The sequence below is a fragment of the Bacteroidota bacterium genome, from assembly GCA_040388375.1.
Lineage (GTDB): Bacteria > Bacteroidota > Bacteroidia > UKL13-3 > UKL13-3 > JAAFJM01.
Map to the genome: position 1 here is coordinate 210,094 of JAZKBU010000006.1, position 26,117 is coordinate 236,210.

At 37.1% G+C, this 26,117-nt stretch carries 17 protein-coding genes; 7 read left to right on the forward strand and 10 right to left on the reverse strand.

Features of this window, described 5'->3' with window-relative positions; genetic code table 11:
- Position 1 precedes the first annotated feature (1 nt).
- Both gldG and V4538_10830 read left to right on the forward strand, forming a co-directional pair.
- Positions 2-1,693, forward strand: coding sequence for a gliding motility-associated ABC transporter substrate-binding protein GldG (gldG, locus tag V4538_10825; protein MES2381525.1), 1,692 nt, complete (start codon positions 2-4; stop codon positions 1,691-1,693).
- A gap of 18 nt (positions 1,694-1,711) precedes the next feature.
- A complete protein-coding gene (locus V4538_10830) occupies positions 1,712-2,716 on the forward strand; it encodes a DUF4340 domain-containing protein (GenBank protein ID MES2381526.1) in 1,005 nt (334 codons plus the stop codon).
- Positions 2,717-2,720: 4 nt separating this feature from the next.
- On the opposite strand, the gene V4538_10835 is transcribed toward V4538_10830, so the two are convergent.
- From V4538_10835 to V4538_10855, 5 genes are read right to left on the reverse strand one after another with little or no spacing between them, the layout of a single operon-like run.
- Complete coding sequence (locus tag V4538_10835) at positions 2,721-3,368, reverse strand: porin family protein (protein ID MES2381527.1); 648 nt, start codon at positions 3,366-3,368, stop codon at positions 2,721-2,723.
- Positions 3,369-3,372: 4 nt separating this feature from the next.
- Positions 3,373-6,198 (reverse strand): T9SS type A sorting domain-containing protein, encoded by a 2,826-nt coding sequence (locus V4538_10840; GenBank protein ID MES2381528.1) that lies wholly within the window; start codon positions 6,196-6,198, stop codon positions 3,373-3,375.
- A gap of 24 nt (positions 6,199-6,222) precedes the next feature.
- Positions 6,223-7,062: a hypothetical protein gene (locus V4538_10845; protein ID MES2381529.1), complete on the reverse strand. Its 840-nt coding sequence runs from the start codon at positions 7,060-7,062 to the stop codon at positions 6,223-6,225.
- 8 nt (positions 7,063-7,070) lie between these two features.
- On the reverse strand, positions 7,071-7,907 hold the full coding sequence (locus V4538_10850; protein MES2381530.1) for a hypothetical protein: 837 nt from the start codon (positions 7,905-7,907) through the stop codon (positions 7,071-7,073).
- A gap of 37 nt (positions 7,908-7,944) precedes the next feature.
- Positions 7,945-9,180 (reverse strand): hypothetical protein, encoded by a 1,236-nt coding sequence (locus tag V4538_10855; protein MES2381531.1) that lies wholly within the window; start codon positions 9,178-9,180, stop codon positions 7,945-7,947.
- Positions 9,181-9,367: 187 nt separating this feature from the next.
- Between V4538_10855 and V4538_10860 the strand changes: the two genes are divergently transcribed.
- From V4538_10860 to V4538_10870, 3 genes are all read left to right on the forward strand, one after another.
- Positions 9,368-10,429: a c-type cytochrome gene (locus tag V4538_10860; GenBank protein ID MES2381532.1), complete on the forward strand. Its 1,062-nt coding sequence runs from the start codon at positions 9,368-9,370 to the stop codon at positions 10,427-10,429.
- A gap of 6 nt (positions 10,430-10,435) precedes the next feature.
- A complete protein-coding gene (locus V4538_10865) occupies positions 10,436-12,205 on the forward strand; it encodes a bifunctional metallophosphatase/5'-nucleotidase (protein MES2381533.1) in 1,770 nt (589 codons plus the stop codon).
- Positions 12,206-12,544: 339 nt separating this feature from the next.
- A complete protein-coding gene (locus V4538_10870; GenBank protein ID MES2381534.1) occupies positions 12,545-15,361 on the forward strand; it encodes a COR domain-containing protein in 2,817 nt (938 codons plus the stop codon).
- A gap of 136 nt (positions 15,362-15,497) precedes the next feature.
- Here V4538_10870 and V4538_10875 read toward each other — a convergent pair whose 3' ends face one another.
- Positions 15,498-16,181 carry a hypothetical protein gene (locus V4538_10875; GenBank protein MES2381535.1) on the reverse strand — a complete coding sequence of 228 codons (684 nt, stop codon included), beginning with the start codon at positions 16,179-16,181 and terminating at the stop codon, positions 15,498-15,500.
- A gap of 683 nt (positions 16,182-16,864) precedes the next feature.
- On the opposite strand from V4538_10875, the gene V4538_10880 reads away from it, so the two are divergent.
- Positions 16,865-20,845, forward strand: coding sequence for a T9SS type A sorting domain-containing protein (locus tag V4538_10880; GenBank protein ID MES2381536.1), 3,981 nt, complete (start codon positions 16,865-16,867; stop codon positions 20,843-20,845).
- A gap of 261 nt (positions 20,846-21,106) precedes the next feature.
- Here V4538_10880 and mdh read toward each other — a convergent pair whose 3' ends face one another.
- The 3 genes from mdh to V4538_10895 form a co-directional block, all read right to left on the reverse strand.
- Positions 21,107-22,048 carry a malate dehydrogenase gene (gene mdh, locus V4538_10885; GenBank protein MES2381537.1) on the reverse strand — a complete coding sequence of 314 codons (942 nt, stop codon included), beginning with the start codon at positions 22,046-22,048 and terminating at the stop codon, positions 21,107-21,109.
- A gap of 260 nt (positions 22,049-22,308) precedes the next feature.
- Positions 22,309-23,301, reverse strand: a complete 993-nt coding sequence (locus V4538_10890) for a hypothetical protein (GenBank protein MES2381538.1) — start codon at positions 23,299-23,301, stop codon at positions 22,309-22,311.
- A 29-nt stretch (positions 23,302-23,330) separates the two neighbouring features.
- Positions 23,331-23,987: a hypothetical protein gene (locus V4538_10895; protein MES2381539.1), complete on the reverse strand. Its 657-nt coding sequence runs from the start codon at positions 23,985-23,987 to the stop codon at positions 23,331-23,333.
- Positions 23,988-24,149: 162 nt separating this feature from the next.
- On the opposite strand from V4538_10895, the gene V4538_10900 reads away from it, so the two are divergent.
- Positions 24,150-25,079 (forward strand): tryptophan 2,3-dioxygenase family protein, encoded by a 930-nt coding sequence (locus tag V4538_10900; protein ID MES2381540.1) that lies wholly within the window; start codon positions 24,150-24,152, stop codon positions 25,077-25,079.
- Here V4538_10900 and tsaD read toward each other — a convergent pair.
- Positions 25,076-26,077 carry a tRNA (adenosine(37)-N6)-threonylcarbamoyltransferase complex transferase subunit TsaD gene (gene tsaD, locus V4538_10905; GenBank protein ID MES2381541.1) on the reverse strand — a complete coding sequence of 334 codons (1,002 nt, stop codon included), beginning with the start codon at positions 26,075-26,077 and terminating at the stop codon, positions 25,076-25,078. The two genes, V4538_10900 and tsaD, sit on opposite strands and share 4 nt — an antisense overlap.
- Between the last annotated feature and the right edge of the window lie 40 nt (positions 26,078-26,117).

Consider the following 26,117-nt stretch of genomic DNA (forward strand, 5'->3'; position numbering starts at 1 on the left):
TATGTTTAAAATAAATAAAAGGAAACAATCCTATATTCAATTACTGATAGTTATAGCTATAGCCATTTTAGTAAATGCTATTTTGAGTAACTACTTTTTCAGGATTGACTTAACCAAGGAAAAAAGATTTACACTAGCTCCTGCCAGTAAAAAACTAGCTGCCAAAGTAAATGAAAGTATGCTGGTAAAAGTATATTTAGAGGGCGAGTTTCCGGCAGGTTTTAAAAGACTGAAGCAGGCTACCAAAGAAATGTTGGATGAGTTTAAAGTTTATTCAAACAACAATATTCAGTACGAATTTATTGACCCCTTTAAAGGTGTTACGGAAAAACAAAGCAACGATATATTAGAGGAGTTAAGTGAAATTGGTATACAGGCTACCAGCATACAAGTAAAAAAGGATGATGAGTTTAGCCAGAAAATAATTGTACCGGGAGCGGTATTGTATTACAAGGACAAGAAGTTTCCTATTAACTTATTAAAAGGTCAGTTTGGGCAAGCACCGGAGGCCGTTTTAAATACATCTATAGAGCAATTGGAATACGAAATAGCCAATGCCTTACGCAAAGTAACACAGGTAGCAGTAAAACAAATTGCTTTTATAAAAGGACATGGTGAACTGGATAAATGGAACATTATAGATGGCAAAGCAGAGCTTAAACAATTTTATGAAATAGATGATTTGGATTTAACCATAGTACCTCCGCAAAAACTAAACGAGTATGCAGGTATTATTATTCCAAAACCTACTTTGCCTTTTAGCGATTTTGATAAATTTAAACTGGACCAATATGTAATGCATGGTGGTAAAATTATTTGGCTGGTTGAATCGCAGTTGGCCGATATGGATAGCTTGCATAACTCGCCACAATATTTATCTATAAGCTATAACCAAGGTTTAGAAGATTTATTGTTTAAGTACGGTGTGCGCATAAACAACAATATTATACAGGACATACAGTGCAATACCATACCTGTATTATCGGGTATGCGCAATGGCACACCGGAACAAAAGTTATTACCTTGGATGTTTTACCCCGTAGTTCCACCTACCAGCAATCATCCGATTGTACGTGGGGTTGACCCGATATGGTTTCAGTTTGCAGGCAGTATAGATACTGTGCCAAGTAAAAATATTAAGAAAACGGTATTGTTGGCTTCATCGCAATACTCCAGAGCTGTACCCGCACCTGTTAGAGTTGATATTCAAATAGCTCGCCTTAAACCGGAACCCGAATTGTTTAGAACAGGTGGCAATAAAATAATGGCCGTATTACTGGAAGGTGAATTTAAATCGAATTGGGCACATAGATACGATGCTACCAAAACACCGGAGCTTGATTTTAAAGATAAAATTGACAACAACAAAATGATTGTTATTTCTGATGGCGATGTTTTCCGCAACCAGTACAGCATAAGCAAAGGGCAGGTATTTCCGTTGGGTTATGACCGATATGCCAACCAACAATTTGGCAACAAACGTTTCTTGTTAAACTGCGTTGATTACTTATGTGACGACAGTGGCATTATAGAAGTAAGAAGCAAAGAAGTAACACTACGCTTATTAGATAAGGCTAAGATTAAGAAAGAGAAACTGTTTTGGCAGTTGTTTAATATTGCTTTGCCTATTACTTTAATATTACTTTTTGCTGTTGGCAACCAGTTTTACCGCAAAAGAAAATACACCGTTTAATAAAAAACCGTACAAAACATGAATAAAAAAATATTGATATCAATACTCGTATTAGTGGCTGTTGGCATTGTTTATTATGTAGTAAATAAAAAGCCCTGGGGCATTAACTATAAAGACATAGCTGACTTTGCTATTGAAGACACCAGCAGTATTGATAAAATTTTTATAGTTGACAGAGAAGGGAACAACGTAACATTAACAAAAAAAGAAAATGGTTATTGGTTGGTGAATAATAACAAACGTGCAGACAACAGTAAAATGGAGTTATTGCTATTTACCATGAAAACCATGAAAGTATTGCGCCCGGTGTCGGAAAATGAACACAATACGGCTATAGGTAACTTAGCTACTGAAGGTATAAAAGCAGAGTTTTATTCAAAAAACAATGCGGTAAAAACATTATATATAGGCAGTTCAACACCTGAGCAAAACGGAACTTATATGCTTATAGAAGGTTCAAGCAAAGCTTATGCTACCCACATACCCGGCTTTTTTGGTTTTTTAACTACCCGCTTTATAAGCGATAGTTTGGTATGGAGAGACAGAACGGTATTTAACTATACACCTGAGCAAATAAAAAAAATAGAAATAAACTATGGCAACGGCAATGGTTTTATTATTGACAATACACAAAGCAATGCGCCACAGGTTTTGAACTTAAACAATACACTAAAAGCCATTACCGATATACAATTTGTAAAGTATTACGTAGGCTCGTTTAAGCAACTTAATTTTGATGGTTATGATGAGAACCAAAATGCACATGTAATGGATAGCTTGCATAACGCACAAGCATTTTGCACTATAAAGGTAACGGATAACAACAATCAGCTTAACAGCTTAACACTATACGCCAAACCCATTGACAAGCATACCAAACAGTTATACGATACCGTAACCAATAAAGCTTTTACAAGCGATCAGGAACGTTATTGGGCATTTATGAATAGCGATAAAAGCTTAATGCTGGTGCAACAGTTTAACTTTGGACGTGTGTTAAAACAGCTAAACGATTTTAAATAATTAGCTATAAATTTTTGAGCTTATTTAGATTAAAAAAGAGGCTTAAAGCAAAGGTGTTGTTAATGCCACCATTGTTTTGTGATACGTTTAATAACCCTTGCTCATAACGAATTTGCACTCCTATTTCATTTTTGTAAACAACACCAAAACTTCCCGTTAAACCAAAATCGTAGGTATTATAGTTTTTGGCCTGCTCATGATTTAAATAGCTATGTTGTGGATTTACCCATGCTGAAAACAGCAACGCATTATACACGCCAATACCTAAAGCCATGTTTACATTTTTATGAACAGGTATGTACTTTTTAATTACAATGGGTAATTGAATATAATGTAAATATATATTTTCAGTATAGGAGCCTACTTTATCGTTTACACTATTGGTATAAATAACTTCTCTTGCAGAGCCTTTTCTAATATACTGTAAACCAATGTCCGTATGCCAGCCTTTTTGCCAATGGGTTAATACATTTGCTCCTACTTCCATACCCACAATTGGCTGAGTAAACAAACTATTATTAAGTAGCGTATTCTGATTAATGCCAACCGTAACAAACAGTTTAGAATTGTTTGTTAAGCTATCCATTTTAGCCGCCTTGGCTTCTATGATTAACAAAGTAAAAAGGACTATATATAAAACTCTTTTCATCATTATTTTATTTAGCTATAATAAATTTCTTGGTCATTTTCATTCCGGCATTGTTTACCAATGAACAGAAATAAATACCACTTGACAGTTCTGTTAAATCAACATTGATAACAGAGCCATTCAATACATTTTCTACATACAAGTTATTAGATACTTCTTTCCCTGTAATATCAACTACTGATAGCTTGATACGTTCTTCACTGCTGCAAGCCACAGTAATACTGATATTATTTTGAGCAGGATTAGGAAACAGGGTAAAGCCAAAGTTAGCAGTACTATCCAACTTGTTTTCTATCAAATCATCGCCTTTATGAAACGATTGCGCTTTTGCTTTATATGCACTATTGTCACACAAAGCCTTAATTTCATCATCGGTAGCATGTAAAGTAGCAATATTAACATCTGGGCAATTCCATAAATTTAAATTGGAGAAAAATTCATTTCTAATTACGGAATTAGGATACATGGTACTTTCCTCCGATAATTCTATTGGTTCTTCAGCTACTAACTCTACATTATCATTAATAGTAATATTATTACCTAACACTATTTTACGAGCCTTTAACCAGGTATTGGAAGGAATTGATGTATTACTTGGAATTATAATATTTCCCGGAACCATCATGCTGCTAATTCCCGGCACGTAATTAACATCATTACTATTAGGGTATGAATAAGGAAAGCAAGATATACTTAAAAGTTCCTGGTATTTAAAACCCAGATGTGTAACTAAAGGTGTAGGAAAAGTAGCTTGTTCCAGTCTTACCAATTGATATGTTTTAAAGTTAGCACGACAGTCAGCATTTGGTGGCTCAGGATCTAAAACCGGGTTAGTAAAAGAACTGGTAATATCATAAGTCACCACATTGGTTATTGGTTCTGCCTGAGCATTGTCTTTTCTTTTATACCTAACTAACATTTTTACATATACCTTTGGCATAACACCATTAAACAAAGTAAATGTTACATTTTTTAAACACGTTAATGGCACGTACTTGGTTCTAAGTCTAACAACAGAATTGTCATGACTAATATATTCTAAATCATAATATGCTTTTTCAAGGCTTTTTATTTTATCAGTTACACTTAAAGAACCATTAAACAAGTCGGGATAGTAAGGTAATGCAGGTTGGTTGAAGAAATTAGGAAATATATCATAATTGAGTGTCAAATTAGGGGTATTATTATATTCCAAAACAAAACAGGCATCTATCAGTTCTACTTCTAAATCTGCGGCCGGGTTTACAATGTATTTAATATCTTCATTCAGTTTATATTGTTTAAAAACCGGAGTAGCATTAAAGGCTGCATTTTGAGATAATACCACATCGAAATTGGTGAATTTGGGAAACATCTGTTGATTTATTTCTTCACCTAAATCAAAATCATAGAATTTAAATACTTCATCTCTCCGTGCAATTGGAGCAAATTTAAATTGAGGAGCTTTCAAAATATTAAAAACGCCCAGTATATTATTATATATTGGTGTTAAATTAGATGATACCGTTTTTGAGCCCGGCACCAAAAAATGTACTGGTTTCAAAGGACTGGGAGAACTAATCGTACCATTCAACTTTAAGCTCACATTAAATACCATAGGTGGAGATGGTTTTGTTGTTTCTTTTTTACCGCCATTTATAAAAAAATCTATCAAACCAATGGCCGAGCCTACATAAGGAACAAATGAGGCTATGGTCTTCAAATCCTGATATTCAGTGCTCCCCTGGTAATCGCCAATTTTGTCAATCCCTATGCCTCGTTTAAAGGCATCATCAGTTCTACCTAAGGCATCCCATAAAGCATATTTGGCAGGCAAATTATTAACCCCCTGGTATTGCGGATTTTTCTTTACATAATCATCAAACCAATCACTGACCAATTTATTTTTATACTCCTGGTTACTTTTATTAAGCATATCATCAATTTGCTTTTTATAGCTGCCAAAATCGTTATATCCTTTAATTGCAGCATTACCAGCCCCAGTAACCAAATCTTTGAACGATGTTTTACCATCAGCTTCCGCTTTAATGCCGCTACTATTCATCAAGTCCTGAACAGCCGTCCCTTCAATGTTTGCCGTTATAGTTGAGTTAGTTACCAATACAGGTAAAATTTCTATAGTATTAACTTGGATATTATTAATTGTAGTACAAACACATGGGTCGTAAGCTGTTTGTATTTCGCTTACGAGCCACTGGTAATCATCTTCGTTATTTTGAAGGGCATAATTATTTAATGATTTAAACTTAGCTTTTGTATCAAATTCCAATAAAGTTTTACTTACTTCATTGGCATGGGTATATATTCCGTTTTTTAAACTTGTCACTTCAAAATATATCTGTATGTAAGCACTATTAGCCGTTTTATTCCCTATAACTGCTAAATATACTTTCATTTTACCGGTATATCTATTGTATAAAATAAAGATTGGATTGGCAGTTTTCCTTCCAATGGTACTGCCAATTGTAGGTGTACCAAAATCTTTTAATAACAATTCCCAACCGTCTTCCGGATATATATCTTGTTTACCATTTATTAATTGCGTTACCTCATAACAGTAAGTATTATCGTTATTGCAGCTGCCGGAACCATCCGGTTTGGTACAGAAATATGGCAACTCCACCAAAATGGATGGTGTAGTCAGATTATCTCGCAAATAAACAGGGTGTACCAGATCGGATTTAGTCCAATCCCAATTTTCTGTATTGTCAGTATTAGGCTCATCCCATTTGGTGGTAATAGTATTTATGTTATTCCAACATCCATTCTGTTGTGTTTTGCCTGTTAATGCAATCAGACAAATAAATACCGATATAAAATATATTTTTTTCATGTTATTGAACTACTTATATTATTATTAATTAATTTTTGTACCAATAAATACTTCTCTATTTTTAAAATCCCTGTTTCCCACAGGCATAGTATCTGCGTAACTGTATTCAATAGTAATTTGTTTATTATTCTTTCTATCTAACCAAGCATAACCTTTTAATGGAGGAATGGTATATATTCCTTTTCCCTTGCCATTTCCATCTGCCAAACTAATACTTAAGGCCTTAGGAGATATTCCATTACAATACCACCCTATATTTGCATTATTATTATTATTTACATTTAGAACTGCCTTATCATAAGGAATACCTGAGAATAAACCTACATAAGCGGGGTCACCAACGCCATCTTTCCAAAAGGTATCAAAAAGGGTTACGTTAAAATCAAAGTCGGGTTTTGATAATGTATGCCCTCGGTAGGTTCCATAAATAGGATAATAAGGATAAATGGGTGGTTCAGGTGGTGAGGTAAATTTAACCGGCCACACATAAAAAGAGCGACTTGCCGAATCAATGCCATCATCATTAGGAAAGCATAGCTTATTGGGTTTGCGTTTTATGACCAACTTTACATCAAGCCAGCCTATTGGAAAATTGGTACGTATAAATGATTGGGTATGTAAGGTTTCGGCACCTAATATCCATGTATATTCATCGGCTGCTTGCAATGCCCTGAAACGCACTTTATTGTAATTGGCTATGGTATCTCCCTCAAAATACCTGTCGCCTACCAGCTCTTCTATTACAAAATCGGCTTTTACCTCCTGCGCATTAGTGCAAGGATTTTCCGGTGCTATTTCCTTATCCGGATTACATTGGGCAAATAATAATACCGATGTAATTATTATTAAATATCTTTTTTTCAAATGCAACATTATTTTATTTTTTCACCAATAAATGTTTCTTTATTATTCAAATCAATACTACCCGCTGGAATGCTATCTGCATAACTATATTCTATGGTTATTTTTTTTGTATTAACCCTATCAAGCCAAGCATATGCTTTTATACGAGGAGCATAAGGTGCGGGCACTCCTGGAAATTTTCCATAACCTTTATTATCCATCACAAATGCTTTAGGAGAAAAGCCTCCTTTGTCATCACATAAATCCGCAAAACTTGCATTATTACCTGTGTTTTTATTCCACTCTGATGTAATATAAGGCATACCTGTAATAATACCTACATAGGCAGGGTTGTCATTTCCGTTTTTCCAAAAGGAATCACCTAAAATTATATTAAAATCAAATTCGGGCCTTGATAAGGTATGCCCACGGTAAGTACCAAAAATTGGGTAATTAGGGTATACAGGTGGATTGACTGGCCATCTATTATCTATAGGCCACACATAAAAAGGCCGACTTGCTGAATCTATGCCATCATCATTAGGAAAACACTGCTTGTTAGGTTTACGTTTTATGACCAGTTTTACATCCAACCAGCCGAATGGAAAGTTGGTACGTATAAACGATTGGGTATGCAAGGTTTCTGCACCCAATATCCATGTGTATTCTTCAGCCGATTGCAATGCCCTAAATCTAACCTTAGTGCCATAATCTGCTATGGTATCACCTTCAAAATACCTGTCACCTACCAACTCTTCTATTACAAAATCGGCTTTTACTTCCTGCGCATTGGCACATGGGTTTTCCGGTGCTATTTCCTTATCAGGATTACAAGACCATGTACTTACTACCATTGATGCACTCATTAAAAATAGATGTATAAATTGAAAACGCACGTTAAAACTATTCTGCTAATTTAGCTTTTAAGGTTTCAATTTCTTTTTGCTGTTTTTCAATTTCCTTTTGTTGTTGTAAAACATACAAATGTAACTCTTCTACTTTCTCCAATAATTTTACCTGCATTTCGCCTACATCTATCTGGTTTTTATTGGCAGCTATTTCTTCGGCACTAGGTATATTGGGTAGGTGTTTATATTTACTTATATAAGCGCCCAATTCACTCAATGGCTTTAGTTTGTAATTGTTTTCAAATACATAATCGGGGAACGGGTTAGCCAGGGTAACAATAGATTTACGGGCATATACATAACCATTATCGTCCACCTTAAATAAATCCTGTGTTGCATTTTTATATAAAATTTGTTGCTCGGTAACAGTGAAAAAATTACGGTTATTGCTGTTAATAAAGAAGCCGATAATCGGGCTGCTTACACCATTGGTATTTAAAGTAAGTACACCGGCACTTGATGCAAAAAGGGCAGTGCCGGGAACAGAACCTCCCCTCGTAATAGATAAAGAACTACTATTAATAAGCAAATTGGCATTGACATCAATCCTATTATGGTCTACTTTAAAAACGGATGTAGTGGTGGTTCCATTGTTTGAATTGACTTCGAAAAGGGGAGGAAAAACGGTACCAGGTAATCCCACTACTAATGATTTTGTTATACTTACTGTACTGCCTGTACTTAATATACCACCTGTTGGGCCTGCCCACTGAACGGGGCCTGTATTGTTAATTAACGATTTCCATTGCCCGCCAACATAGCCTTCAAAATCGGTTCCAGTATATCTTATTGTTCCGGGATTATTTAACGTAGTATTACCAAAACGTATTCCACCCATAATATCTAATTTTTCTATAGGGCTGCTTGTTCCAATACCAATATTCCCGCCACTGCTAACAGTTAGTCTGTTGGCTGCATTGGTAATAATTGAAAAAGCATGGTCGCTTCTTGTACCTGTTATACCACCGGTAGGGGAACCATAAAAACCGTAAGCATGTGCCCACAAACCCGCATAAACATTTGCATTATTGGTTGTAGCAATAATTTTTGAGTGTTCTTCTCCGTTAACATTTAACACGGTATTCCAACCCTCCACGTTTTCAGGGGTAGGCGTACCAATACCTACATTGCCGTTGTTTAATATCTCATCACTTCCATTTGTTACCCATTGCGCATTTACTGTTAAGGTTACAGTCAATAGTAAAGCAAATAATAAATTAATTTTTTTCATTTCTTCTTTATTTTATATTGGCAAGATAGCTTTGCCATTATTAAGAAGTCAATAGGGGAAATACTCTTTTTTCGTAGTATAAATACTCTTTTTTTAAAATCTATAAGCAATTGTTTTTGTATCCATACCCATCTAAACATTGCATCTTTCTTTTTTTTATTAAATTCAGCCGTTTTTCATTTACCCCATGTTTAAAAACACTACCCATGAGCAGCAAATACTTAATGTAATTAAAAGCATTACGTTTATTGTTTTATTTTTAGTAATGGGCATGAGCGTATGTGGTATTGTTTTCTGTTTGCAGTTAAGCCATGTGTTAGATAACAATACAGTAACCGTAAACACCTCGAATAAAGAAAACATTGCCACTTTAAGCAGTCCAAATAAAACAGAATGGTTATGTCCTGATACCAATAGCATAGCCGATGAACCCAATGCTGCACTCATAAAATATGGCAGAGATTTAATTATAAATACCAGTTATTATTTAGGACCTAAAGGCAAGGTAGCACACTTAAGCAATGGCATGAATTGCCAGAACTGCCACTTAGAAGCAGGCACTAAAATATTTGGAAATAACTACAGTGCAGTAGCCGCTACTTATCCAAAATTCAGGGAGCGTTCAGGCGGGGTGGAAAGTATTTTTAAACGGGTAAACGATTGTATAGAACGTAGTTTAAATGGTACTGCTTTAGATACCACCACCCAAGAAATGTTAGCCATAAAAGCTTATATAACCTGGTTAGGTAAAAACGTAACCAAAGGCGAAAAGCCTAAAGGTGCAGGCTTACAGGAACTGCATTATATAAGCCGTGCTGCCAATGCCGATAATGGCAAAGTAATTTATGTAAACAAATGTGCTTCGTGCCATGCAGAGCAAGGCGAAGGTAAATTGAATGCCGATTTGGTTTCGTACCAATACCCTCCTTTATGGGGAACGCATAGCTACAATATAGGTGCAGGTTTATTCCGCTTATCGCGCTTTGCTGCATTTGTAAAAGACAATATGCCTTTTGGTGCTAACTATAAAACCACACAGTTAACTGATGAAGAAGCGTGGGATGTAGCCGCTTTTGTTAACTCGCAACAAAGGCCAACAAAAAACTTACTGGCCGACTGGCCTAAAATAGCCGCTAAACCTGTTGACCATCCCTTTGGCCCGTATGCCGATAACTTTACCGAACAACAGCATAAGTATGGGCCATTTGAACCCATAGCTGAATACAAAAAACAAACTAAACAAAAATAAGAGCGTATGCCTATATATAAATGCCAACACCATATTGATTGCAATTGCCACGAAGAATTAATTATCAATAAAGAATCGGAAGATTTTTCGAGAAGGAATTTTTTAAAGCTGGCCAGTACCATTGGCTTTGGTTTCTCTATGGCTCCATCGGTAATGGGCAATATAAAACAGCAACAAGGTAAAGACTTAGCCATAAACGCAAGCCAAAGTGTACAAAGCGGAAAGGCTAAAAAAATAAGCATACTCCATACGGCTGATATTCACGGACAGCTAATGACGCACGATGAGTTTTTTTTAGAGCAAGGCCAAGTAGTATATAAAAAACGGGGTGGACTGGCTAACTTAAAAACATTGGTGAATACCTATAAAAAACAAAACCCGTACAATACCCTTTTGCTAGATGGTGGCGATTGTATTATGGGCTCGGCTGTTGCAGCCTTTACCAATGGCTCCGCAATGGTGCCCTTAATTAATAATATGGGTTATGATATTACTTTACCCGGAAACTGGGAAGTAGTATATGGCAAAGAGTGGATGATGAATGATTTGGGTAGTTACAATGCACAAAAAATATGTGCCAATATGTACCACGATACAAACGATGAATACAAAGGCGATTTACTATTTCAACCTTATACCATTAAATATATTGATGGGATAAAAATAGGCTTTATAGGTTATAACGATCCGTTAACCGCGCTCAGGCAGGCACCGGCTTTTAGCAGAGGTATACGCTTTACAAGGCCCGAAATGAATATAGCCAAGTATATAAAAATACTCAAGGAGAAAGAGCAATGTACGCTTGTTATTTTATTGACGCATATTGGACTGGCTCAACAGGTTTATTTATCGAATCAGGATTATGTAAAAGGGGTAGATTATATTTTAGGAGCCGATACGCATGAGCGGGTACGCAAACCATTGCAAGGCAAGTATTGTAAAGTAACCGAACCGGGAGCCTTTGGCTCATTCATAAGCAAGCTGGATATAGTAATAGAAAACGGTAAGATAGTAGACGACAACTATGAGCTGATAGAAGTAGACCCTTATAAGTATAAAGAAGACAAAGAAATGAAAGGGCTGATAGATAAAGCACGTGAGCCTTATAAAAAAGAACTGAATACCGTTATAGGGCAAACTACTACACCATTGGTAAGGTATTATGTATTGGAAACTACCATGGATAATTTACTGACCTCGGCCGTAAAATGGAAAATGAACCCCGATATAGCTTTGAGCAATGGCTTTCGTTTTTGTCCGCCCATAGTACCCGGTAAAGATGGCAAAGCCGATATAACGGCTGAGCAATTATACAGCATGCTACCGGGTGTAGCCAAAGCACGCAGAGGCGAAGTAACAGGCAAGCAGCTATTAGATTGGTTAGAAGGGGAACTGGAAAATGTATTTGCCGCATCGCCCGAAAAACGACAAGGCGGCTGGCTGGTACGCTTTACCGGTATGAAAATAAATATAACCATTGGCAAGCCAAAAGGCAAAAGGGTAAACTCCGTATTAATAGGCGATGCACCACTTGACTTAAGCAAAACATATACCGTAGCAGCCTGCGAAAGAGATGGCGATTTAGAAACCAATTTATGCAGAATAACGGATGTAAAAAATCCGCAAAGCATGGAATATACTTTACACGATATAGTAAAAGAGTATTTACAAGTACACTCCCCCATTGCCCCTAAAATAGAAGGCAAAGTAACCGTTACCGATGCCCCGCAGGATTTACTATCGCAGGTAGCCGATACAGATTATGTGTTCAGGTAGCATCCTCTGTTGTCCGCTCCCGATAGCTATCGGGATATGTCTCCCGACCAACCGCTATAATGTAAAAAGCCCATTTGACGATTTGGATTTGTAAAACAATACTATAGTTTTGCTATGTAAGTATAGCGAAATACATCCTTATCTGCCCATAATGGAGAATTAATGATGTGTTTATAATTCTTTACACAAGTTATAGATTATGTTAATCGACTGCTAAGTTGTGCTAAAAATTCAATAGGCAAGCCGAAAACCGTTAACTAAAACCAATCCAGTGAAAGATGTTGAGAAAACCAGAATACAAAAGGTAATTTTACGTAATAAATTTTGAACTAACTTAGCTTGGCAAAGTTAAGAGTTAGCATAAAAACACTTAAAGAAATGAAACCATACATTAAGGATAAACTGAAAGATTTAAGATCTAATACCGATAACGTACAACTAACAACTAGCAGACTAAAGGAAGTTCCTAACGAACTCAAAATTTGTATTGGGATTAAGTATCTTGATTTATTCGGCAACTCTATTCACGAAATTCCCGACTGGTTCTTTCAATTTAAGAAGCTAGAACACCTAAGTCTGAAAAACAATACACTTAAGGCATTACCGACTATTGTATTCACTCTCGAGAATCTTAAATACTTAAACTTGGCAGAAAATCAAATACATGAAGTAGATAGTCACAACTTTATGAATTTGATAAATATTGAAAAAGTTGATATAAGCTACAACCAAATAACATCAATTTCATCTGAGAGGATAGAGTACCCAAAATGTAAGAGTTTAAATATCAAAGGTAATAAATTACAGAAATTCCCAACTGCAGTGAGTGATACTCACACTCTTGAAAAATTAGATTTGTCTGAGAACAAAATCAGTTCAATAGAAGATGATGCCTTTGATGGACTTGAGAATTTAATAGAACTTGATTTAAGCTTCAATGAGCTTACATATTTACCAACTAGTATCGGTAAACTAAGAAAGCTCAAGAGGTTGAATTTAAGTGGAAATAAGATTAGTTCTTTGCCGAAGGAATTTGAAAATCTTACCTCGCTGGAATTCTTAGATTTTGATCGTAATCCAATTGGAAGAGTACCAGTAGAAATTTCCTCTCAGGGAGTTTCAGGAATCATAAACTATTATTTATCCCTTGGTGATAATGTACAATTATTTGAAGCAAAGTTGCTAATAGTTGGGCAAGGTAATGTTGGAAAAACTTACTTAATGAATCGCTTGATACATGATTCGATACCTGAAACGCACACTACAGAAGGTATTGATATAAAAACTTGGAAGATCGAAACAAAGTCATCATCTGACTTTAGAGTTAATATTTGGGATTTTGGTGGTCAAGAAATTTATCATTCAACTCATCAATTTTTTCTAACAAATAGGTCTCTTTATTTGCTAATCTGGGAAGCAAGAACAGATCAACATCTTATTAGCTTTGATTATTGGCTTAATGTTATTCGTCTTTTAAGTAACAACTCTCCAGTAATAATTGTGCTAAATAAAATTGATGAACGAATCGCCAACATTGACGAAAAATCACTCAAAGCTAAATTCAAAAACATCGTTTCATTCCATCAGGTCAGTGCAAGCAGTGGTCAAAATATTGACGTACTCATAACAGGAATTGGAACTGAAATTGATTCCTTGCCACTTATTGGAGACAAGCTTCCAAAAGTGTGGTTGGAGATAAGGACAATATTGGAATCTTTGGAATCCAACTATATCTCAGCTGAACATTATTTAACAATTTGTAACCAGCGTGGGTTGTCAAATAAACGAGCACTTTTTTTAAGTCAATATTTTCATGATTTAGGTGTTTTTCTTCATTTCCAAGAGGATAATTTGTTAAGAAATATACTGTTTTTAAAGCCGGAATGGGCAACAAATGCTGTGTATAAAATCCTTGACTCAAAAGATGTCATTAATCGAGACGGTGAGTTTGATTCAGATATGTTGGACATAATACTAGATGACTTTGAACGTGATAAACGTCCATATATAGTTACACTGATGAAGAAGTTCGAGCTATGCTTTGAGGTTGAAAAAAACGTATTTCTAATACCAGAGCTACTTAAACCGGAAAAACTTGAGTTTGATTGGGATTACAAAGATAATTTACGTTTTGAATATCATTATGATTTCATGCCTGCAGGCATAATGGCTCGTTTCATTGTAAGAACAAGAAATTTAGTTTATGATAAAACATTCTGGAAGAATGGAGTAATTATTCAAAGAGAAAATACACGAGCATTGGTGACCACTGATCAGTATTCTCGAAAACTTTGTATTTGGATTCATGGCAATAACGCACCCTTTTTACTTGAGATTATCAGGAAAGAATTAAATGATATTCATCAATCTTTGAATTACCCCGATGTTCCCGAGAAAATCCCATGCAATTGCCAAGAATGCGCTAATTCTATGAATCCTCATTTGTTTAATTATGCGTTTGTAAAAAGAATAGGGTTTGAAAATACTTTCAGAACACTACCGTGTGAAGTAAGTGCCACGGGAGTGAATGTTCATAAACTTCTCGGGTTATATAGAATTGATAACCCTGAGCCTGATAATAACCCAATGTACTCACTTGATAAAATCCTAACTGATCTTATTGAAGTGGGGTCAAGAATTCTTGAACGAAAGTTTCAAAAGAAAATTGAAGACCTGGTTAATGATGATATTGTTGATTTGTTAAGAACCAAAGGGCATAACATCGCAGATCAATCGAGATCTGGGATTTCAGGTAGCGGCAAAGGAGCAGGCGAATTAGACATCATGATTAGGATGAGTAATGGAATTCCGGTTACCATCATTGAATGTTTCAGACTTGAAAGTTGTGGCTCAAAGAACGTAGTTGTTGCAGAGCACATCAAAAAATTACTTACAAAATATGATACACATGAGCTTAAACGCAAATTTATAGTTGTATTTGGTGAGGCAGAACGATTTGATAACTTGTGGATCAATTATTCTGAATACATAAAGAACCTAAATTCAAATGATGATTATGGTGATAAATACCCTCTTTCAGGATTCACTGTAAGAAATGATTTACATAACTTTGCAAATATGAAAGTTGGTATTTCCAGACATGAAAACAATGGGGAAACACTTGAGGTTGTGCATGTGATGTTAAATATGAAGTAAAGAGACGTTCCCAAAGCTGGTGCACGCCTGTGGCGTATTCCAATCAAAACAAAAACAACACACAACACAGGCATGCGCTAGCCATGACAGCATCACAAAGTGATTCAATATAAATAACACCGTATGCAATGCGGTGTTACAAAACAGTACCCGGCCTCTCATTATCTGCCCGTAACAAACCAAAGTTAAAGTAGCTGTTAAAAGCAGCTTCGTTATCTATGGTATGGGCAATTATGATAAATACACATTTGCTTAAATGTTGGGTCAGTGCTTTTCGGTTTTGCTGTAAGGCTGTTTGGGCCGATTTTTTATTTGATTTGGTTGCTACCTGCGTATCGCGTGCATTGATATAAGCCGTTTGTAAAGCAGCTAAGTTGTTGATGAAATCAGGCGGTAATTGGGCCGCGTATTTGGCAGCGGCTGCGCTGTAGCTAAACAATAGTATTTTAATACCTTCCACCGTAGCACCATAATACTCCGTGAGTCCTTGCGGGTAAAACTCGGTATAGCCGGGACTTTTTTTACCAAAGGTGCTTTTAATGGTTCCTTCTTCTTTTGCAATAAAAGCCAAAACAGCATCGTATGCCTCCTGGCGGCTTATGGTACCGCCTTTTTGTACCGCATGGTGCGTAGCCAGCTCGCCATAAGTGTTTGCAAAATCGTGGTGTAAGCTAACCAGTAAATTTTTATCGGCTTGGGGCAGTACCGGATTTTGTATGGTGTTTAACCTGCTTATAAAATCAACCGTGAATAAATTGATTTCGTTCCGGCTAAATTCTTTACTACGGAACAAATTTTTAGTGAGCTTTGAGAAGTTCATAGTAGGTAGGTATTTAATTCAATAACGCAAACCCTCACATTTTATTTTTAACTACTGAATCAATTTACCTCCAAAAAATAAATTTTTAGTATGTTCCTGAAATACGGACTATATATAAAATATATTTTTATGCCTTTCCTAAAATCAGGACTGTATGTAAAATTTATTTTTAGTACGTTCCTGAAATGCGGACTGTATATAAAATATATTTTTATGCCATTCCTAAAACCAGGACTGTATGTAAAATTTATTTTTGGTACGTTCCTAAAATGCGGACTGTATATAAAATATATTTTTATGCCATTCCTAAAATCAGGACTGTATGTAAAATATATTTTTATGCCTTTCCTGAAATCAGGACTATATGTAAAAACTATTTTTGGTATGTTCCTAAAATGCGGACTGTATATAAAATTTATTTTATCCGTAATAAAGGAAAATAATATGCTTATAAATGATTAGTTGGTGTGCGTACCAACCATGGATAGGAAATGGTTGGCTGTTAAGTATACCAACCTCGGACAGCACATGCATAGGAAAATCACGGAGTGATTTAATTTTAATAACACCGTATGCCATGCGGTGTTATTAAAACCTCCTTTGTAAAAAAAGCACCCTAACCCCCTGATGTTGAATTATTAATTATAATAAGTATATATTCGAATGACTAAAATTATTTAATTATGCTTAAAACTTTTACTTTAAAAACTTGTATTTCCATTTGTTTACTGCTTATAAGTATTACGTTACTAAAAGCACAGGTATTGCAGAGTACGCCTGCTACCATCATCAATAATTTAAGTGCGCCTGCCATGCATTTTAATAATTCGTCAGGCATGGGTAAAACAAGTACCTGCGGTGTGGACACGGTCTATTACCCGTACAACAAAACCACCGCTTTTAATGCCATTTCGCTAAATGCCAGTACCAGTGGTAATTCATTTTCGCAATGGTACCCTGCTCCACAGGCCATTACGGTTTCGGGTTTCGATTTTTATGCCTGGCAAAGTGCTGCCAGCAGTGCAATAGTTACCCTTACCTGCCGCATGTATGCAGCAGGTATTGATTCCATGCCTACAGGGTCGCCTCTGGCTTCGGTAACGGTAAATGTTGACTCCTCTTTTGGTTCAGGTTTATTAACGATACTCAGAAAATCGGCCGTATTCTCTACACCGGTTACTACCAGTGCAGCGTATGTATTAACGGTGGAAACATCGAGCTCGGTTAACGTTTCGGTTATAGCCAATAGCTGGACGGCTTTGCCTCCTAACGGACAAAGCCAATGGTTAAGTTCGGTAAAAATTGGCGCTACTTATATTAGAAGCTATAGCATTAATGTAGGAGGTACTCCTTTCAATGCTGATTTTATATTTCAACCTTATGTGTCGTATTCATTAACGGCTAATTTTACCCGCTCGGCTTGTATTACAGGCTCCAACATGGTAAACTTTACCAATACCTCATCAAGTGTTTTATTCAATCCGTTTTACAGTATCAGGGCTTTTCAAAACATACCTCAGTTTAGTTGCATGTGGGATTATGGCGATACTTCGGGTACCTGGTACACCGTTAACGGCAGCAGGTTTTATACCAACCGCGCACCATACACTGTAAAACTAAAAGATACTTTATACGGCTGGCGCAATGGTTGTGCTGACGAAGCTACCATGATTGTACCTGCGGCTCCGGCTGCACCAGTAGCCAGTAACAACAGCCCTTTATGTAGCGGTGCTACTTTACTGCTGAAAGCCGATACCATACCGGGAGCTACTTATTACTGGACGGGGCCTAATGGTTTTATATCAACCCTACAAAACCCAAGTATAGCCAATGCTAATTTAACGCTTGCAGGTGCTTATAATGTAATGGCTATTATAGGTCAGTGCTCATCGGCAGTGGCTACTACCAATGTAAGTATTATCACTACACCCATTGCTTCAAGCAACAGTCCGCGCTGTGCAGGGCAAACGCTTAATTTATCAGTAACCAATATATCGGGTGCTACTTATGCCTGGACCGGGCCAAACAGTTTTTCATCAACGGCACAAAGTCCTTTTATTAATAATGTAACGGCACTTGATTCGGGTCAATACAGTGTAAGTGTAACGCTTGCAGGTTGCGGTACCTTAGGGCCGTTTACCGTTGCAGGTGCTGTTAACAGAGTACCCGCCACACCTACGGTTACAGGCAATACGCCTCTTTGTGTAGGCGATAATTTAAATTTAACATCAAGCACCTATGTAGGTGGCAATTATAGCTGGACAGGGCCTAATGGTTTTTCATCGAGCCAACAAAACCCAACCCGCTCTAATATGCAAAGCTCTTATGCCGGAACTTATACGGTCAATATTTCAGCTAACAATTGTACTTCGTTACCGGCCTCTGCCACCATTATAGTAAACAATGTACCTGCTACACCAACGGTTGGCAGCAATGGTCCTTTATGTACAGGGCAGTCGTTAAGCCTAACAGCAAGCAGTATAGCAGGTGCCAGCTATAGCTGGAGCGGACCCAATAGTTTTACTTCTACTTCGCAAAACCCTGTACGTACCAGTTTAACTACGGTAGATGCGGGCAATTACAGTGTAATAGCCACCGTAAACGGTTGTGCATCTATAGCAGGCAGCACCAATGTTTTAATTACTACTTCCACACCAAGCCCGGCAGTAAGCAGCAACGGACCTTTATGCCCGGGACAGAATTTACAATTAACAGCATCGGCCATTGCGGGTGCTACTTATAGCTGGACAGGGCCTAACAGCTTTACTTCAACCCAGCAAAACCCAAGCATTAGCAGTGTTACCGCATCGGATGCAGGCTCTTATAGTGTAACGGCCACTACATCAGGTTGCGGCACTTCGCCACAAAGCAGTGTAACACTGGTTATAAATAGTTTACCTGCCGCACCTGTAGTGGGTAATAATGGCCCGCTTTGCGATGGACAAACCATTAACTTAACCGCATCAAATATTACCGAAGCAGTTTATAATTGGGTGGGGCCAAATGGCTTTTCATCTACTGATCAAAACCCAAGTATAACCAATGCTAATAGTTTAAAAAGCGGACAGTATAGTGTGTATGTAACTGTTACCGGTTGTGGCACTTCGCCTACGGTTAGTACTACTGTTACTACCCATGCTATTCCGTTGGCTCCTAATGCCAGCAGTGGTGGTGCAGTTTGTTTGGGCGATAGTTTAAAACTATTTGCTTCCTCAAGCACCGTTGGGCCAAATGCTATTTATACCTGGACAGGGCCAAACAGTTTTTCATCAACCATTAAAAATCCATTTATTTTAAACACTACCGCCAGCAATGCCGGAACGTATAGTTTAACAGTAAGCGATTCAGGTTGTGTGTCGCCTGCTGCCAGTACTTTTATCAATATAAAAAGTATACCGGCTGCACCTACGCCTACCAATAACTCCCCTATTTGCGAAGGCGTTACTTTAACCCTATCTGCTACTAATGTAAGTGGAGCTACTTATAAATGGACAGGACCGGGCTATTCATCATCGGACCAAAACCCATTGATAAAAAATACGGTAAGCAGTGCCAGCGGTACTTATTATGTTACCTCAACGGTAAATGGTTGTACTTCATTACCTGCTTCTACTACAGTATTAATTAACCAAACACCTGCCTCACCTATAGCCAGTAACAATGGCCCTAAATGTGTGGGCGATAATGTAACCCTTACTGCTTCTAGTGTAGCCGGAGCCAGTTATAGCTGGAGCGGGCCTAATGGCTTTAACTCTACTTTACAAAACCCTGTTTTATTAAGTGCGGCTACTAATTTCTCCGGTGACTATAGTGTTATTGCCGTTTCTTCATCGTGCGTATCGGAGCCGGCTATTACTACTTTACAGGTAAACAATTTTCCTGTTGCTCCGGTATTAAGCAGTAACCCTGTTACGGGTATTGCTTGTGCAGGCGATAGCATACAATTGTTTGCTTCGTTTACCAATGGTGCTACTTACGAGTGGACAGGACCTGCAGGTTTTAACTCGGCCATGCAAAGCCCAACCTTGCGCAATATAAATCCATCGATGACCGGAAAATATTTTGCTACCATTACCAAAGGAGGTTGTACTTCGCCACAAACCAGCTTTAGTGTTACGGTAAATGATTTACCAAATACCAGCGAAATTTCAGGCTCAAATGAGGTAAAAAACTTTGAAACAATAAGCTATACTGTAACAGGTACTACGGGCTCTACTTACTTATGGATTGCATACGGAGGAGGTTCGGTAGTGTCGGGCAACAATACCAATACGGCTAGTGTTAAATGGGGTGCAGCCAATCCTGCAGCTTCTGTTAAGGTACGCGAAACCAATGCAGCCAATTGCAAAGGGGTCATAAAAGAATTAACAGTAAATGTTAAATCAAACATTGGTGTAAGCGAAGCATTTAACCAATTGGGTAGTGTAAGCTTGTTTCCAAACCCTGCTACCAAAGTGGTAAACTTACAGTTTAACTTATTGCATAATGCATCTGCGCAAATAGAGGTAATAGATGTATTGGGTAAACAACAACTGAAACAGGTTTCGTTTGTAAACGGCAAAGAAAATATTGCGCTTGATATTGCTTCGTTGCAAGCAGGTGTATATTTTGTTAGCGTAACTATTGATGGCAACAAAAAAACAATGCGTTTGGTAGTAGAATAATATTGTTATTATTCTTTATTGAAAGCATTTCGACTACGCTCAATGCCCCGGAAGTTATAATGTGACCAGAGCACATTGAGCATAGCCAACAGGGCATTGAGCGTAGCCGACAGGGCATTGAGCGAAGTCGAAATGCCACATAAATAAAAAAGACCTGCTGTTTTACCAGCAGGTCTTTTTTGTTATAGCAAAGCAAGAATACTATTTACTATTCTCGACTACGCTCGATGTGACCATTGAGCGTAGCCGAAATGCAAAATATTACAATACGCCTATTTCGCTTAATACATTGTTCATGTTACGAACAGCATCAGCACTTTTATTGAATAAATCTTGCTCTTCAGCAGTTAATTTATAATCAACTATAGTTTCCCATCCATTTTTACCAATGGTTACAGGTACGCCTAAACAAATATCTTTTTGTCCGTACTCACCATCTAAAGCAACGCAGCAAGGCATTACACGTTTTTGGTCACGTACTATACTTTCTACCAATAAAGCACTGGCAGCACCCGGTGCATACCAAGCTGAAGTACCTAATAATTTAGTTAAAGTAGCACCACCAACCATAGTAGCATCGCTAATTTCTTTTAACTGCGCAGCACTTAAAGTGTTTGAAACCGGTACACCATTTAAAGTAGCTAAACGGGTTAAAGGTATCATGGTAGTATCACCGTGTCCACCAATTACTGTTCCTTGAATATCAGCCGTAGGTTGGTTTAAAGCCAAGCCTAAGTAACCTTTAAAACGAGCGCTGTCTAACAAACCACCCATTCCAATAATTCTGTTTTTAGGTAATCCTGTCGATTTCAACGCTAAGTAAGTCATGGTATCCATAGGATTTGACACTACTACTATAATAGCATTTGGCGAATGTTTTAATACATTTTCAGCTACTGTTTTTACTATATTGGCATTGGTACCAATTAACTCCTCACGGGTCATACCCGGTTTACGCGGAATACCTGAAGTAATAACTACTACATCTGAGTTAGCTGTTTTGCTGTAATCGTTTGTAGTTCCGCTTACGCGGGTTTTCATGCCTAATAACGAAGTAGTCTGGTAAATGTCTAAAGCTTTACCTTCAGCAAAACCTTCTTTAACGTCTAATAAAACTACCTCATCGGCCAATTGGCGATAAGCAATAACATCGGCTGTGGTTGCTCCCACTGCACCTGCTCCAATAACTGATACTTTTGTCATGTGTATGAATTTATAATGGTATGATTAAAAAATATTTACGAAGCGCGAAATTAACCGCTTCCGCTACATTTAAAAATTGATTGTTTACAGTTTTATAAAAACTTTATTCCCAAACGGAAAATAGTAATCGGTGGGTAAAGTAATGGGTGGTCGGGGCTTATGTGGTGGTTTCGGTACCAGTAAGAGGGTAGCCAATCACGTATACCCACTTTGTTTCTAACCTTCCGTCAATGGGTCTGCATGCAGTTAAAGGCTTATAACTAGTAGTAACCATACTCGTAAGTGTAGCTATATTTATCTTTGCCTTTGGCCGTTGTTTCTTTCCAGCTTGCAACCAATCCCTTGTCGCTATAAGTATATTGGTGGGTAGCGACTAACTTACCTTTTTTAAACTCCTGCGATGACCGCATTTTGCCCTCTTCATTGAAAGTACGTACAAATTTTAATACTTCTTTATCATTTCTATTAAAGTAACTTATTTCCAGTGCTAAACTATTTTTACTGAATTTAATTATCCTCCTTGTTGTACGCCCTTTATTATCTGTGCCTTCGTATATTTCAAAATAGCTACTGTCTGGATTAAAGGTGCGTCTTTTACAAATATTTTGCTGGGTTATTTTGGAAGCTAGCACACCAGTAGGCTCACAGGCATAGCTCCATATTTTTTTTAGCTTATTGTTCTTGTTAAAGTAACGTGCTTCCTTCTTACTGCCATTGTCGTAATAAGCATATTGGTATTTGTAACTTTGCTCGCCCTTTTTATTAAAGCCGTTTATTTCTATTAAACGTTTTTCTGCATTATACTGGCATACATAAGAATAATAAAGCTGGTGTTTTTTATTGTAAAAAAGCACTTTGGTTATTTGTTTGTCTGCATTAAACTCATAGGTCGATATGATGGTATCCTGTTTAAGTATATACGAGACTTTATCGTAATGGTTACTGTCAATTAAGTGATATATGGTATACTGCTTGGGCAATCCTTTTTTATTAAAATAAGTATTTGTATGGCTTACCCCAAAATCATTGTATTCGTTTTTAGCTACGGGTATCCATTGGTTTTGTTTATTGGCCTTTTTAGACACCACAAAACTTACACGATTGGCTTTGTAAGCACTATCTGCATGAATAGTACCACGGCCATTGTAAAAATCAATATCGTCCGTCCAAAAAGATGAATAGCGGGAAAACATTTGTGCTTTTGCTGAACAAAAAAGCAACACGAGTGCGGGAATAATGATAAACTTTTTCATATAAAAATAAAGGTTAACGTACTATTCAATTATTTAGTTTTACCATATTTACTCAGTAACAAAACTTCGTAATTACTATTGGCATAATTAAACGGCAATGTTTTATATACCAAGCCTACTTTGTCTGCATATTTATTGCTTACATAACGGGTTTTACCACCTTGCTGGTAATTGCTTCCCATTAGGTACGTGGTTTTATAATTAATGGTTTGAAACTTGCCAACAGGTGTTGAATCCATCACTGTTTCGGCAATTACTTGCGCGCTTACCAGTGCAAAAGTATCGCTTACATTCGTTCCATATTGCACATACTGTTTAAGCGTAGTGCCCAAATTTACAGTAGCCAGTATAATAGTACCTGCACTATCTATGGTATAGCCCGAAGAGTCGCGCATATATTTAGCTACCAACATTCCCCCATTATCGTAATCCTTTTGTATTACTTTAAAATAACGTTTATCGTTCCAGGTAGTATCCTTCTCTACATATACCGAATCAAACTGGTTTAAGCTTAGTATTGCTCCATTGGTATCTAAACTAAAATGCTCATACACCCAAAAGTTGTTGGTATCCAATGCACTGTAATTACCATACACTACCACTACGGGTATTACCTCTAACTTATCTTTTCCGCAACTGATTAAGGCTAAAAGCAAAACAAAAAATACACCTATTCTATTATTCATAAAGTGTCAAATATAATAACAATTGCATTATAGCGTAAGCGCAAATTGAATATGCTAAATTTAATTACCGGAGCTGACGGCTGTCATCGTTTTATAGTAACACAAACCTATATTTGTTGCCTGTAAATTTAATATTAGCCTAGTTTATAAAAGGATATATACATGAAAAAGGATTACGAAGATATAATAAACCGGATTGAACAAAAATACGATGCCATCAACCAAAACACCGGTGTACATTTAGAGGGATTGCTATGGGCAAAACCAATTACCTACTGGGATTATATTCAGCCCGAAGCGCTCCTTAGCTTACAAATACAACGCACCACTTTACCCGATGAGATGGTATTTATTATGTACCATCAGGTAAACGAGCTGCTTTTTAAAATGATTTTATGGGAAATAGACCAGGTAAGTAATGCCGAAAACATAACGGCTTCTTTTTTCAGCGAAAAGCTAACCCGCATCAGCCGCTATTTCGATATGCTGTCTTCATCGTTTGAAATAATGGGCGATGGTATGGAAGTAGAACAATACCTTAAATTCAGAACTACGCTAACCCCTGCAAGTGGTTTTCAAAGTGCGCAATACCGCTTAATTGAATTTGCCTCTACTGAACTGATTAACTTAATTGATTACCGATTCCGTGCTAACATAGACAGAAACACCTCATACGACTATGCTTTTGAACACCTTTACTGGCAAGCCGCAGGTAAGGACCATGCAACAGGTAAAAAAACAACTCTGCTTAATTTGTTTGAAGAAAAGTATAAAGCCGGTTTCTTAACCAAAATGGAATGGTATAATACCTGCAATTTATGGACAAAGTTTAAGCAATTACCGGAAGATATTAAACAAGACAAGGCACTCATTGATGCCATGCGCCATTACGACTACACGGTAAATGTAAGTTGGGTTATGGCCCATTACCACGCAGCAGAAAAATACTTAACACGCAAAGGCGAAACAACGGAAGCCACCGGAGGTAGTGATTGGAAAAAATATATGCACCCCAAATACCAACGTAGAATTTTTTTCCCGGATTTGTGGAGCCAGTCTGAACTGGAACATTGGGGCGAAAACGTTAATTAACGTGCACTAGGGCTTATAGCTAAATCAACAAAATCGTTGGCTATATATTTATAATGAGCTGTCATGGCTATCATACCCGCATTGTCAGTACAGTATTGAAAAGCAGGAATAAATGTATTCCATTTATATTTAACACCTGCTTCTTCAATGGCTTTACGCAAACCACTGTTAGCCGACACACCACCCGCTAAAGCTATGTTTTTAATACCTGTTTGTTTACTGGCTAATACCAGCTTTTTCATTAAGTGGTTAATAATACTTTGCTGTATAGAGGCACATATATTATCCCTGTTCTCTGCTATAAAATGCTCATTTTGTAGTTTTTCCTTCTTTAAAAAATACAGGAACGAAGTTTTTAAACCACTAAAGCTATAATCTAAACCGGGTATATTGGGTTTAGCAAACTCATATACTACTTCACCTTGTTGTGCATATTTATCAACCAAAGGGCCACCCGGATAAGGTAACTCTAACATTTTTGCAGCTTTATCAAAAGCTTCGCCCGCAGCATCGTCTATGGTTTTACCAATTATTTCGCTTTCAAAATAACTATGCATAATGGCAATTTGGGTATGTCCGCCACTTACTGTTAAGCACAAAAACGGAAAAGCAGGTTTAGGTTCATCAATAAAATGAGCCAGTATATGCGCTTGCATATGGTTAACCGCTATTAAGGGGATTTGTAAAGTTTGTGCTAAAGATTTAGCAAATGAGGCACCCACCATTAAGGAACCAATTAAGCCCGGTGATTGGGTAAAAGCAATGGCATCCATTTGTGGCAACTGCTTATCGGCTTGCTTTAAAGCCAAATCAACCACAGGAACAATATTGGCCTGATGCGCTCTGCTAGCCAGTTCAGGTACTACTCCACCATACAGCTCATGCACTTTTTGGCTCGTAATAACGTTACTTAATACTTGTCCATTACAAATAACTGATGCGGAGGTATCATCGCAGCTGGATTCAATGGCGAGTATAGTAATATTGGTTGCTGACATTTATGGTTCAAAATTTGCTCTTAACGAAAAATATTCTAAC